Genomic DNA, 13,283 nt, shown 5'->3' with positions numbered 1-13,283 from the left:
ATATGTAGAGATGACAATAATGAACGAATTTTATCCCATTGGTAACAAAGGCCAAAAATGGGGCGAGTCAGAAAAAGCAGAGTGGCTTAAGCAAACCAGTACAAAGAGAAGTTACCAAGATGAAGTGGTCACCAAAATTGTTGCTTTAGCCGACCGCTTTCTGGTCGATCAATATGGTTTATTGCAATATGGCTTATTGAAAAATGGTGAAAAAACGTTCCCACTTTATGTTTTAAAAAGCCTTAATTGGGATCCAAGTAAACCAACTGTATTGATTACGGGTGGTGTTCATGGCTATGAAACCAGCGGTGTACAGGGGGCATTATTATTTTTGGAAACGGAAGCGCACCGCTATCAGGATAATTTTAACATTCTTGCGGTACCATGCGTTAGCCCGTGGGGTTATGAAGTCATTAATCGCTGGAACGCCTTGGCTATCGACCCTAATCGCTCGTTTTATCCAGAGACCCCCGCGCCAGAATCAGCGCAACTTCTAAAACTTGTCGAAAAATACAGGGACTCGATCGTCGTGCATTTTGATCTTCATGAGACGACGGACAGTGACGAAACGGAATTCCGTAGGGCTTTAGCCGCAAGGGATGGCGTTGAGTTTATCCCGTGTAATATTCCAGATGGATTCTACACGGTAGGGGATACTGAGAATCCGCAATCAGGTTTTCAACGCGCCGTTATCGAATCAGTGAGGCTTGTCACTCATATAGCCGACGCGGATAATGAGGGAAATATCATTGGGTCACCTATCACTCAAAATGGCGTGATTAACTACCCAATGAAACAGCTTGGTTTGTGTGGCGGTATGACCAATGGCATGTTTACCACGACAACCGAGGTGTATCCTGACAGTGATAAGGTGACAAACGACGATTGCAATAAGGCCCAAGTTGCGGCGATTTCTGGTGGTTTGGATTATGTGTCGGATTGGGTGAGTAAGAATGAACTATATTAACCTGCAACTAGACTCTGAGGCACAAGCCATTGTAGGTGAGTTGCTTGATGGGTTAGATAACGTTGACGGTTGGCTTAAAATGACCGCTCGAATTGCTGCACAAATAGACGCAAAACTAAGCGAAGGTCTTTACGTTGGCAAAGTGCAGTGGTTTAGCGATTCTGATTACATTGAAAAAGAAATTGAATATCAATAACAAAGAGATGACCACGCTAGTATCATTCTATTAGTAGCTTGGGGGACGACTATCTTGCATCAATAAATCGAGTTTTATTTGTGCTTGTTTCTGTTTCTCCAAGTCTACAACTTCAATCATTTCGCATTCATCCCTAATCATTTCAGAAATAAGGCTAGGGTAATGACGGCAATCTTCAGGTCTGTCTAGGTAAATACTGCATGTATACTTTTTTGGCGCGAGCGCGTTTATATTGGGTACAATGTCAAGAAAAGGGCATCGCTTAAGCCTCATACCAGATTCAGAATCGAACCAAATTTCGTCGTTCTTAACGTATTCGAAAATGTTGGGGTTAAATATTTCCCATAGGTCAATCTCATCTTTTGTCGCCCAAATATCGCCATCTCCGTATTTGATACAACATTTACCACATGAATTACACTCTTTCATCGTTCGCTATTTAACAGGATGTACACCTCCGTAGTGTACCACTGATGGTGTTTTTTGAACGTGAATTGTTTTGGTAACAAACAAATAGCGATGGTTTTTGACGCTAGATATGTAATTATTGTGGTTCAATCATGACATGGATTTTACAATAGGGTTTTATTGATATGGACATCAAAATAGATAACTTGGAAAGCGGTGACGTTCTCCAACTTTTACAAGATCATATGCAAGATATGCTTGCGACATCGCCAGCAGAGAGCGTACATGCCCTAGATGTAACGGCTTTAAAGGCACCTTCCATTACGTTTTTTAGCGCTAGAGAAGGCGGGCAATTACTCGGTTGCGTTGCCATTAAAGAGCTTTCAACGGCCAATGCAGAGCTCAAGTCCATGCGCACTCATTCTCATGCGCGTAACACTGGCGTTGCCTCCACGTTACTTGAGCATATATTGGTTGTGGCGAAAAAGAGAGGCTATGTGTCGTTGAGTTTAGAGACCGGCTCCATGGCATTTTTTAAACCAGCACGAAAGCTATATCAAAAGTATGGTTTTACACCTTGTGAACCTTTTTCTAATTATCTGTCCGACCCCAATAGCACATTTATGTCTATCGATCTTTAAATAAAAATCTAGAATTTTGATAGGAAATGAAGATGAAAACGTATCTGTTTGATTGGGGTGACACCCTTATGATTGATTATCCGCACACCACTGGGAAGATGTGCGATTGGCCACATGTACAAGCGGTTGAGGGTGCACCAGAAACATTGAAGCGCCTTTCACAACGGCATCGTATATATGTTGCGACTAATGCCGCCGATTCATCTGAAAAAGATATTCGACTCGCCTTTGAGCGGGTCGGATTGGCGGAATTTATTACTGGTTATTTTTGCAAAGCAAATTTAGGCATAGGAAAAGGATCACCTGAATTCTTCTTAGCGGTACTGAATCAATTAAATCTGCCCGCTGAACAAGTCACGATGGTGGGGGACACTTTTGAGAAAGATATTCTTCCAGCTCAACAGTTGGGCATAAACGTTATATGGTTCAATAAAGAAGCGAAGCCTCATCAATGTGAGGCTTCGATAACTCAGATTTGCAAACTAAGTGAGTTGTGTTGACAGTTTGGTCGTATTTAATTGGGTCTACCGACGCATATTTTTCCCGGCTGATTTTTTGGCTTTGTACGACGACGCCGCTTTAGCTTGAGAGTCCAATATAGATTCGACAGTGAGTTTCATTGGTTCTCTTGGTTTTATATCAGCCGCATAGGTGCGCATACGAGGCGGTATTTCTCTTTCTTCTTCCGTTGGTCGTGGCATTCTTTTAAATCGATTTAGGTAGAATGCTTCTAGCTTCTCCCTCGCCCATTCCGATTTTCGCAGGTATTTGACACTGCTCGCGACGGATGGGTTGGTATGAAAACAGTTAAACCGCATCGCCGTATCTAATATGTCCCATCCATAAAAATCAACTAGTTCTTTAACCATCTCTTCTAGTTTGAGGCCATGTAGTGGGTTATTTTGCTGTTCTTCTAACATTTTTCTGCCTTTAATGCGGTTTACGGAATTAATTTCATTTTGATCACGTACACAATGTGACCGGTATTACTGATTGCATAGTTTGAATAGGTTTGGCCGACTATACAACTTTAATTTGCGACTAATAATCTCGTCGTTACTACAGGTGATGGCAAGAGTGTTAGATCAGGTTGAAAATTCTAGTTGAAATGGTGATTTATTGGTCGGTATAATCACTTCATCACTTCTATTGGAGCCAACGCCATAATGAACAACTAATACCTGACATCCAATTTACCATTATTTATTTGGACACTCGGGGTTAGTGGGCGTTGCTTTTCGTCATCTCTATTCTTGCACTACTGCAAACACGCTTCTTCAGCTATAGACTTGTCTATTGCCGTTGTGAGAAAGAGCCAAGCTCGCGTCTTGCCAATCTACAGATGTAGATCGGCTACCCCCTTTACATATTCAGTAAACGGAGGTTTTTATGCCTGCAAATAAGTCTGCCATTACGACACACCAATTGTCTTTCCAGCTCGATACGGGGGAGTGGCTGTTCAACGATCTCAACCTTAATTTTAATGAAAAAATCGCTGGTTTAGTCGGACGCAATGGTGTCGGGAAATCAATATTGGTCTCTCTATTAAGTGGGCAACGTATACCCACGAAGGGAAGTGTTATCACTAAAGGGAAGGTTGGCCATTATTCTCAACTGCCATCTGATTTGATTGATAGCCAACGCACTATTGCCGAGTTCATGGGCGTTTCGAAACAGCTTTCAGCCTTGAAATCGATTCAAAAAGGGAGCAGTGAACAGAAGGATTTTGATGTCGTCGCAGAAGATTGGACGATAGAAGAGAGAGTGATTTCCGATTTGCTGTCGCTTCGAATCCCTGCGGATCCGAGTGTACATTGTCGTCGCCTGAGTGGTGGGCAGTTGGCCTTACTGCAACTGCATCGCCTTTTTCAATCTGATTATGAGGTGTTATTGCTTGATGAACCCACTAACCATCTCGATGCTATTGGACGAGATTGGTTAATCAAGCATATGCAGGGGTTTGATGGCGTCATTTTATTAGTAAGCCACGATAGGGTTTTACTCAATCAGGTAGAGGGTATCTATCAGTTGACTCGCCTCGGAGTCGACCATTTTTCAGGGAATTACGATGACTACCTGCAGCAATCTAGAATTGAAGATCAAGCGCTAAACAAACGGATAGAAGGTCTCAAATCGGAGCAGAAAAAATTGATGAGACAAGCACAGACAAACAAAGAGAAAAGAGAGCAGCGAGAATCGAAAGGCAAACAGTTGAGAAAATCAGGCAGTCAGCCCAAAATTCTAATGGATGCAATGAAAAACAAAGCGGAACAGAGTCAATCGGCTGGACTAAGGAATCAACGAAATCAGATAGACCGAAATCAAAGTAAGCTCGCTGTTTTAGAAATCCAACAAGAGACGGTCAAACCACAGGCCTTATATGTGCAACAAGCTCAAGAGCTAAAAAAACGCACCTTGCTTAGGGTGACTAACTGCATGCTAGATTACGGTTCAGACAAAGAAATGACCTTTACCGTATCTCAAACTGAAAGGCTTCATCTCGACGGACCGAATGGCAGCGGAAAGTCGATGCTATTGAAAGCGATCCATGACAAGCATTGTCACTATAACGGTGAAATTAAACGATACGCTAAAACTGTTTACATGGACCAAAATTTTGGAATGTTATCGTCGACAGATTCGGTATTAGAAAGCTTGTTAAAGCACAGTGATGGCCTAGTAGAAGGGATCGCTCGTATTCTTTTAGCGGGTATAGGTTTTAGGCGAGATTCTGTCTACCGTAAAGTTGCTCACCTGAGTGGTGGCGAAAAAATGAAACTCTCTATGTTGTTGGTAAGCCATATAGCTGACGGACCATTACTGCTATTAGATGAACCTGATAACCACTTAGATATAGAATCAAAGCAACGTTTAGCCACAGCACTAAATCAGTATAAGGGGGCTTTCATACTAGTGAGTCACGATGCTTTTTTTATTGACGCTGTTGGAATAAACAAAGTGCTGACTTTCTATAATCTCTAGGGTTTTGACCAAATTTGTGCCTAAAACACTTAGAAAAATAATTGCTGTCAGTGTAACCGGCGTTGTCGGCTATCTGTTGGATCGAAAGTTCAGGGGAGCCCAATAAGTTATCGTACGCAAATTGTAACCGTTTATCTTTTAGGTATTGATTTGGTGATGTTTGCAGGTAATCGCGAAATAATCGTTCTAACTGTCGAACGCTTACAAAAGAGGCGGCGGCGACCTGAAGTGTCCGTAAGTCGTCGCGACGATAATGCTCTTCAAGGTATACCAATGCTCTACTCAATATCATGGTAGAGCGATTCATTTGTATGTCATCACCTTGATAGAAGCGGGCGAGAATGATGATAAGTTGTTGAAGCTGGGCATTCAACATCGTCTCGAACCCGCTTGGTGCTTGGCGGTACTCTTCATCAATGGCTAGCACCAATTTTTCTACCTCAGCGTACTGATGAAGGCTTAGGTTAAGTTTGGCTGTGTAGTCGGCTTTTTGTCGCGCTAACGGTTCAATGTTGAACAACGCTTGGTAGCCAGGTAGTAATTTAAGCGCAGATGTCTCGAAAAGAGGTGACTGAGATTCAAACATAAGGTTAATTAGTATCAACTCATCTACATCACTAAAGCCATGTTCCACCTGACCATTTATAACGAACACGTCCCCTTGGGATAGCGGGTAATGATAATCAGCCACCGTATGCGTGGCCGTTCCTTTCACGACAATAAAAAGCTCTGAAAAATCGTGGCTGTGCGTAGGAAAATCATCGCAATGCTTTCCATGAGTAACCGCAAATTTCAGATGTGGATATTTTAAGTGTGTGTCTAGTGTGTAAATTAAACTCATGTCGTAATATTCCTTAAATATGTCGTCATATTAGCAGAAAAATACTTGTTATGGTCATATTATAAAGAGAGTAAAAGTGACGAATACTAAGCTGAATAAGTTTGTGACCAATGTAAATGTTCTTCCGAGGACGACTCAAAAGCTTAGCGATGGCTTTGTTTGATAAAGACCCGCCCATTAAAGTCCGCCCATTACGTTCATATTGTTGATCAGTTAATTGTCTAGATTGGCATGATTTATTGTTGTTAATTGTTAGGAAAATACCATGACATCTGAGTTTATTACCCCGTACTTTTCAGATTGGCCGCAGATTCAATCCAGCATTACCAAAGATGAGGCGATCGAATCTGAGGTCCGACGAATAGTGACATTAATGACACTCGAAGAAAAAGTTGGCCAGATGATTCAACCGGATATCCGTGGTATTTCCGTTGAAGAAGCGACGACCTATAAAATTGGTTCCATATTAAATGGCGGTGGTGCATGGCCAAATAATGACAAACATGCGACGGCATTAGATTGGGCGAGCAAATCTGATGAGTATTGGTTTGCAGTAGAAACCGCGTTTGAAGATCGCCCTTTCCGCATTCCCTTCATGTGGGCAACGGATGCAGTACATGGCCACAATAATGTATTTGGTGCCACAGTCTTTCCTCATAACATTGGGTTAGGTTGCGCGCGCTCTCCTGAATTGGTCAAGAAAATTGGGCGCATTACCGCCATTGAGATTGCCGCCACAGGTTTAGATTGGACATTTGCCCCTACGGTTGCCACGCCGAGAGATCTGCGCTGGGGTAGAGTGTATGAAGGGTACTCGGAGGATCCAGAGATCGTTTATAACTACGCCGCCAAGATGGTCGAGGGGTTGCAAGGTACAGCGGAAGACCTAAAAGGCGATAAGCATGTTATCTCAAACGTAAAACACTGGGTGGGTGATGGTGGTACGTTAGTCGGCGTTGATCGAGGGGTCAATAATTACAGCGAAGACCTTCTGCGCAATATCCATGCTATGGGTTACTTCAGTGGGCTAAATGCGGGTGCGCAAGTGGTGATGTCTTCTTTTAATAGCTGGGACAACCCTAACAACTACGATCTAGCACCGGAAATAGAAGGGACATACAATCTTAAAATTCATGGCAGTAAGTATCTGCTTACCAATGTTTTAAAAGAGAAGATGGGATTTGATGGTTTGGTCGTTACCGATTGGCATGGTCACTCGGAGGTAAGTAAATGCACGGATGATGACGCCAGTTATGCGATCAATGCTGGTAACGATATTCTAATGATTCCCGTGCACAAGCACTGGTTGAATGTGTATCAAAAAACGGTTGAAGACGTCAACTGTGGCCTCATTGCTTTATCTCGAATTGACGATGCAGTTACTCGTATTCTTAGGGTGAAAATGCGTGCTGGGCTGTGGGACAAACCACAGCCAACCAAACGGGTTTATGCAGGGAATCAAAACTTACTCGGGGCAGAAGAACACAGAGAAGTTGCACGAGAAGCGGTACGAAAATCACTGGTTCTATTAAAAAATAACAATGCTATTTTACCGTTAAAAAGAGATCAAACGGTTTTACTAACGGGAAGTGCGGCGGATGATCTACAAAAACAATCGGGCGGGTGGAACTTAACATGGCAGGGGGACGAAAATACGCTTGCGGACTTCCCAGGAGCCACTACCGTTAAGATGGCTTTAGAGGGAGAACTTGGTCTAGATAAGGTGATTTTTGACCCTAAGTTAACCTCAAATTTCACCAAAGGTGATGTTGCTATCGTCGTATTTGGTGAAGACCCTTATGCTGAAATGATGGGGGATATAAAAGAATGGCAAACACTAGAATTTGCAGCATTAAAAAGAAGCTATAAAGCTGACTTGGAGATAATCCAAAAGTTACACCAAGCGGGTGTAAAAGTTATCTCAATCTTTTTTAGTGGCAGACCGTTATACGTGAATGAAGAGATATCAAAATCGCAAGCCTTTGTCGCCGCGTTTTTGCCGGGAAGCGAGGGCAAAGGGATCACGGATGTTTTACTTGCCAACGAAGCCGGTGAGAAACAGGTTGATTTTGTTGGTAGATTGTCATTTAGTTGGCCAAACAAAAAACGCAGTACCCGTGTTCACAGAAAGCCAGCACATATTCCAGATTATCGGGTGCCCGCATACGAGCAAGACCCGAGTGGTGAACATGCCCCGTTGTTTGATTATGGCTATGGTCTTTGTTATGGCGATGAATTGCAGTCGAGATATCTCGATAACTTGCCATTGGATATTGAACTTAACGAGGCAGAAACGATTGCCGAACATGCAACTCATATGTTTGGTGTTAAAGCCACAGTTGGTGACTATCAACTGAAAATATCAGATTCATTGCATCCAATTGGAATCGACGTTTCTCGTAACAACGCGATGCAGTTAACGGATATCAGTACTTCTCCGTTCAACTATCAGCAGCAACAAGATGCGGTGCGGGTCGAATTTAATCGGTCTCTTGCGTCTATTTACCTGCAAACCAGTGATGGAAGTGCGGAAGACCTGTCTGGTTATGATAATGACAGCGGGGAAATATGCTTTGATATTAATGTCGAGAAGGCATCTAGTATGCCGGTTTATTTGGCATTACAAATGTTCATGGACCGTGGTGAGATGGAACAACTTTCGCGCGTCGACATATCTGACCAATTGCCCAATGTAAATGAAGGCTTTCTGACGGTATCGATACCTTGCCATCAGTTTTGCAGTGCTGGCCTTGATCTTCGTTATATCGATACCCCGTTTATGTTATTCACAGAAGGTGAATTGATCGCTGTTGTTGCCAATATTCGTTGGGATATTTAGCCTAAACGGTCATATTGATCGGGGATTGATATGTTACTTGTCCGTTTAGTGAGTAGACGGCGTACAAAAGCGCACTATTTGAGTGCGCTTTTTAGTTTCTGCTAAAAAAAGAAAAATAATATTATCGTCTAAAATGTGAGATTCAGGATAATTATCCACTATTTCTCCGTTTTTAAGTTCAGAATTAATGACCAAGATTTAAAAACGCTCAAAAAATGAACAGCTTAGTGAGTATTATATGGTGGATGCTAATTATCAAGTAACTCAATAAACTAGTTATTCATCAAAAAGTAGTTATTTCATCTGATTTGACGCCTGATGTATCGCATTCTATGGTTAATTATTACCTCAACCTATAAGGAAACCGCGCATGAAAAGAAACAGTAAAACCTACCGATTTCAGCTGATCAAAGATACGGCCGAAAGGCATCAGCGATCTAATAGCGCGGATCCTATGGTTAGGCATATTGGGCATATGCTCTCTGAACAACCAGATTTAGAAGAAAATCTAATTTCGCACCATGATTTTGCCGGCCATCACTACGATCAGAGTATTGATGGTTGGGTTAGCGATAGATGGTCTTAGTGATTGTTTGTTGTGTCGTTAATAAAATCAGAAAGCTAATCTACTGAGTTTCCTACGCTTTGTTGGAAACTCAGTCATAAACACAATACGGACCTATTCTTTTCATTACTTGTTTCCAATTTTCTAACTAAACCACTCATTCATTGATGAAATGAAAATGGTTGTTTATGCCCCTAATTATTGATCCTAAGTTATCCCAACAGCGTATAGCGTTAATTACAGGTAAGGAAAGGAAACCCTATGAAGTGGATTTTGGTCATTCTTTCGTTGATATGTCCATTTGGTGCTGCAGCTGAAATTGAAAAGTTTGTTCGCTACCAGCACGAAGAACAGGTGCAATACGGACAATTAGTCGGCGATAACATCCACCCTATTGTTGGCGACCTCTTTGACAACTTCATTGTGTCGAAAAGTTGGCTTCCATTACGTTCTGTTCAATTGCTCATTCCTACTCAACCTGAAAAGGTTTTTGCGGTTGGAATGAACTTCGCCAGTCATATGTCTTCACCATCGAATCAACCACCCCCATTATTTCTAAAGCTTCCATCTTCCTTATTGCTGTCAGGTGAAGATGTTTATGTTCCGAAAGATGCAAAGAACGTTCATTTCGAGGGTGAACTCGTCATTGTTATAGGTAAAGAGGCTAAAAATATTACCGAACGTCAGGCCAAAGATGTGGTCTTCGGTGTATTAGCCGGAAATGACTTAACCGAACGGAGTTGGCAAGGTCGTGATCTGGAGTGGATAAGAGCAAAAGCGGCGGATGGGTTTGGTCCGGTATCCAGTGCCATCACTCGCGGCATTGATTATCAAAATGTACTTTTAACCACACGTTTGAACGGAGACGTTGTTCAACAGGAAAACACAGGTTCTATGATTCACAGTGTTGATAAAGTTGTCAGTTACTTAAGCAGTTACTTCACATTGAAGCCTGGTGATCTTATTTTTATGGGTACTCCGGGTAAAACCAAAGCACTTGCTGATAACGATATCGTTTCCGTCACGATAGAGGGCGTTGGGGAAGTTAAAAACCACATTCGGTTTTGAGTTTTTGGCTAAGGAAAGCTCGTAATCGACAGAGCTTGAAATGGGAAAAGGTACATTTTGGTTCTTTTTAGCCGTCGTTCATCCGTACGATAAGGTATTGATATATTTTATTTTTTCTTAAGTCACGTTAGAGCTAACAGTCTATTTTATGTCTGTTTACATTTTAAATTCTTTACTAAAAATAAGGAATTAGGTTTGATTTCTCAATTGTTGACTGAAAACTGTCTTTAATTTGAGACAAAAAGGGCGTTTATAGCGATTTGAGGGCTAGAAAGGAACAAAAGGACGTTTTCATTACAGGTGAATGTTAACAATGTGTTCTACTATTGTTATTGGTAATTTTATTTATAGTAAATAAGAATAAGTCCTTACACAGATATGATGTCGAGCTCTAAGAACCCGCGGTTCGAACGCGTATTTTAGGTAAGCCTAAATAGAATTTGTTTATTACAAGGTTACACATGGACGTAATGAAAAAACAACTCATAACTATAAAACACAGTGTACTGATGCTTGGGCTAACACCATTTTGTCTACAGGCAGAAAATTTGTTGCAGGTTTATCAACAAGCGTTGGAAAATGATCCCGTGTATCGTGCGGGGATATATCAACATCAAGCCGATATTGAAATCTACGATCAGGCGATGGCAGTTTTGCTACCGACCATAAAATTTGATGCAAGCCGAACAGAAACCAAACAAGAAATTGTCAGTTCTGACAATACAGTTTACAACAAAGGCAGCACCTCTTATCCCACCGACGAACTTAGTCTTTCTCTTACTCAATCTTTATATAGCTACAGCAATTGGGCTTATTTTAAGCAAGCCAAAGAAGACGTTAAACGCGTTGCTGCTGAGCTAGAAGATGTGAAGCAAGAGTTGCTAATGCGCGTCGCAGATGCCTATTTTAATGTTCTTAAAAAGCGAGATAACTACCTTGGTATTCATGCCGAAGTAACCGCCCTTGAAAAACATTTTGAATTGGTTGAATTGCAGGTCCGAAATGGTTTAGCTCGAACCACGGATTTGCTCGACTCTGAAGCGCGCTTTCTGCAAGCACAAGCCCGCGAAATTGAAATCAGTAACAACCTGCAAGATGCACTGCAAGGCATCCATGAGATCACAGGTTCATTACCTCGTTCATTGGTCACGTTAGGCGATGAAATGGAGATGGCAGAACCTGACCCTTATCAGGTAGAAGCATGGCTGGAAAATGCTCAGAAGAATAATCCCATGATTCTCGCGAAAAGAGGCGCGCTCGCGTCAGCACGACAAGAGATTCGACGTCAACAAGGTGGTCACTATCCGACCTTCGATTTTGTATTCACACAGAATAACAGTGAAACAGATGGTTCGTTATTTGGTGGCGGCAGCGAAGTGGATACCCAAACTTTTTTAGTGCAGATGACGTTACCGCTGTATGCCGGTGGTGCAGTTTCTTCCAAGGTGCGCGAAACGGAAAGTCTATACAACAAGTCCAAAGATGACCTTGAACTGTCATGGCGTGAAACCAATCGTGAAACGCGATCGGCATTCACCGGTGTAACAAGTGCGATAAGCAAAGTAAATGCGTTGAAAAAATCGGTTGAAGCCTATGATTTGGCGGTTGATGTGAAACAGCAATCATTTGAATCGGGTGTCACTTCCAGTGTCACGGTACTAGATGCGGTAAGAGACCTGTTTATTGCTCGTACCGAATATTCAGCGGCTCGATATGATTATTTACTAAATAACCTACGCTTAAAGAGAGCAGTGGGTACGCTTAACGAGTTGGATATGCAGCAGATAAACTCAGCACTGCTTGGAGAAGATGTGTCAACGGATATAAATGCTATGGAGGAAACGTTAGGAAGTGAGTCATTAGCATTACGTTAAAAATAGATTTTAAAAAACTGTATTCCAAAAGACAGAGCTTAAAGAAAACAGTACTCAGGGACTAGAAAAATAGTCGTATTAAAACAAAGAGATCAGGAGTTCGAAGTGGCTACACAACTATTAATTTATGGACAAGTAGAAGCAGTAAACAAGCAGCGTCACCTAGATTGGTCAATTAAAGCTGAAAGTCATTATGGTTTCGCTAAACAAGTTAACTCAGTACCGTTAATGGCGGTTGAATTTCCAAGTGCAGCAGAAGATTATTCGATTGTATTTGCAGGGGAAGGTGACGACTTATTACCGGTTGTTATCATGGGTGTACGTCAAGACGAAAACCTATATATCGATGACAAGGGCGATTGGACAGCGAGCTATATTCCAGCATTTGTTCGCCGTTATCCTTTTGTTTTTGCAAGTACTGATGCAGGAAAAACCCTAACGCTCTGTTTAGACGAAGAGTATACGGGATGCAATCAAGAAGGACGTGGTGAACGTCTATTTGATGCCGATGGCGAGCAAACACATTACCTCGGTAAAGTCCTCGATTTTCTACAGGATTACCAAACGCACTATCAGCGCACACAAGCTTTTTGTAAAAAACTTAATGAGCTTGAACTATTCGAAGACATGGGGGCGAAATTTACCCTACCGAACGGCGAAGAGCGTACTTTGACTGGTTTTAAAGTGATCAGCAAAGAAAAGCTAAAAGCGTTACCTCAAGATGAGTTAATGGCGCTGATGGCGAACGACGGGTTAGAGCTTATCTATACCCATCTCCATTCAATGCGAAATCTAAACAAAGTTTTACAGCGTTTGCCAAAAGAAAAGAATGATGCAGAGCAGGCAACAACGGTAGAGATAGAAGAAAGTGTGGAAGTTCATTAATACGCGCTTGGTTCGAT

The 13,283-nt window shown here is 41.9% G+C and carries 13 protein-coding genes; 10 read left to right on the top strand and 3 right to left on the bottom strand.

Going from position 1 to position 13,283, the window contains the following annotated elements; translation table 11 throughout:
• Positions 1-19: 19 nt before the first annotated feature.
• Positions 20-967 carry a M14 family metallopeptidase gene (locus IUZ65_RS17140; RefSeq protein WP_195705259.1) on the top strand — a complete coding sequence of 316 codons (948 nt, stop codon included), beginning with the start codon at positions 20-22 and terminating at the stop codon, positions 965-967.
• Positions 954-1,163, top strand: coding sequence for a hypothetical protein (locus tag IUZ65_RS17135; protein WP_195705258.1), 210 nt, complete (start codon positions 954-956; stop codon positions 1,161-1,163). The genes IUZ65_RS17140 and IUZ65_RS17135 overlap by 14 nt, the downstream gene beginning before the upstream one ends.
• A 30-nt stretch (positions 1,164-1,193) precedes the next feature.
• Here IUZ65_RS17135 and IUZ65_RS17130 read toward each other — a convergent pair whose 3' ends face one another.
• Entirely contained in the window at positions 1,194-1,592 is a 399-nt protein-coding gene (locus tag IUZ65_RS17130) for a YkgJ family cysteine cluster protein (protein WP_195705257.1), read from the bottom strand.
• Positions 1,593-1,756: 164 nt separating this feature from the next.
• On the opposite strand from IUZ65_RS17130, the gene IUZ65_RS17125 reads away from it, so the two are divergent.
• Positions 1,757-2,212 carry a GNAT family N-acetyltransferase gene (locus IUZ65_RS17125; protein ID WP_195705256.1) on the top strand — a complete coding sequence of 152 codons (456 nt, stop codon included), beginning with the start codon at positions 1,757-1,759 and terminating at the stop codon, positions 2,210-2,212.
• A gap of 32 nt (positions 2,213-2,244) precedes the next feature.
• The gene (locus IUZ65_RS17120; protein ID WP_195705255.1) at positions 2,245-2,712 is read left to right on the top strand and encodes an HAD family hydrolase; all 468 of its coding nucleotides are present in this window, start codon (positions 2,245-2,247) and stop codon (positions 2,710-2,712) included.
• 24 nt (positions 2,713-2,736) lie between these two features.
• Here IUZ65_RS17120 and IUZ65_RS17115 read toward each other — a convergent pair whose 3' ends face one another.
• Complete coding sequence (locus IUZ65_RS17115) at positions 2,737-3,132, bottom strand: VF530 family DNA-binding protein (protein WP_195705254.1); 396 nt, start codon at positions 3,130-3,132, stop codon at positions 2,737-2,739.
• A 469-nt stretch (positions 3,133-3,601) separates the two neighbouring features.
• Between IUZ65_RS17115 and IUZ65_RS17110 the strand changes: the two genes are divergently transcribed.
• A complete protein-coding gene (locus tag IUZ65_RS17110; protein WP_195705253.1) occupies positions 3,602-5,194 on the top strand; it encodes an ATP-binding cassette domain-containing protein in 1,593 nt (530 codons plus the stop codon).
• Here IUZ65_RS17110 and IUZ65_RS17105 read toward each other — a convergent pair.
• Positions 5,145-6,035, bottom strand: coding sequence for a helix-turn-helix domain-containing protein (locus IUZ65_RS17105; protein ID WP_195705252.1), 891 nt, complete (start codon positions 6,033-6,035; stop codon positions 5,145-5,147). The two genes, IUZ65_RS17110 and IUZ65_RS17105, sit on opposite strands and share 50 nt — an antisense overlap.
• A gap of 265 nt (positions 6,036-6,300) precedes the next feature.
• Here IUZ65_RS17105 and IUZ65_RS17100 point away from each other — a divergent pair, with 265 nt between their 5' ends.
• From IUZ65_RS17100 to IUZ65_RS17080, 5 genes are all read left to right on the top strand, one after another.
• Positions 6,301-8,874 (top strand): glycoside hydrolase family 3 protein, encoded by a 2,574-nt coding sequence (locus IUZ65_RS17100; RefSeq protein WP_195705251.1) that lies wholly within the window; start codon positions 6,301-6,303, stop codon positions 8,872-8,874.
• 370 nt (positions 8,875-9,244) lie between these two features.
• The gene (locus tag IUZ65_RS17095; RefSeq protein WP_195705250.1) at positions 9,245-9,460 is read left to right on the top strand and encodes a hypothetical protein; all 216 of its coding nucleotides are present in this window, start codon (positions 9,245-9,247) and stop codon (positions 9,458-9,460) included.
• A gap of 240 nt (positions 9,461-9,700) precedes the next feature.
• Positions 9,701-10,507 (top strand): fumarylacetoacetate hydrolase family protein, encoded by an 807-nt coding sequence (locus tag IUZ65_RS17090; protein WP_195705249.1) that lies wholly within the window; start codon positions 9,701-9,703, stop codon positions 10,505-10,507.
• Between the two features lie 470 nt (positions 10,508-10,977).
• Positions 10,978-12,381, top strand: coding sequence for a TolC family outer membrane protein (locus IUZ65_RS17085; protein ID WP_229638221.1), 1,404 nt, complete (start codon positions 10,978-10,980; stop codon positions 12,379-12,381).
• A gap of 105 nt (positions 12,382-12,486) precedes the next feature.
• Positions 12,487-13,266 carry a SapC family protein gene (locus IUZ65_RS17080; RefSeq protein ID WP_195705247.1) on the top strand — a complete coding sequence of 260 codons (780 nt, stop codon included), beginning with the start codon at positions 12,487-12,489 and terminating at the stop codon, positions 13,264-13,266.
• The last annotated feature ends 17 nt before the right edge of the window (positions 13,267-13,283 follow it).

Source organism: Vibrio sp. VB16, from assembly GCF_015594925.2.
Taxonomy (GTDB): domain Bacteria; phylum Pseudomonadota; class Gammaproteobacteria; order Enterobacterales; family Vibrionaceae; genus Vibrio.
The sequence above is the reverse complement of the archived record's forward strand: the minus strand, read 5'-3'. Positions and strand labels throughout refer to the sequence as shown.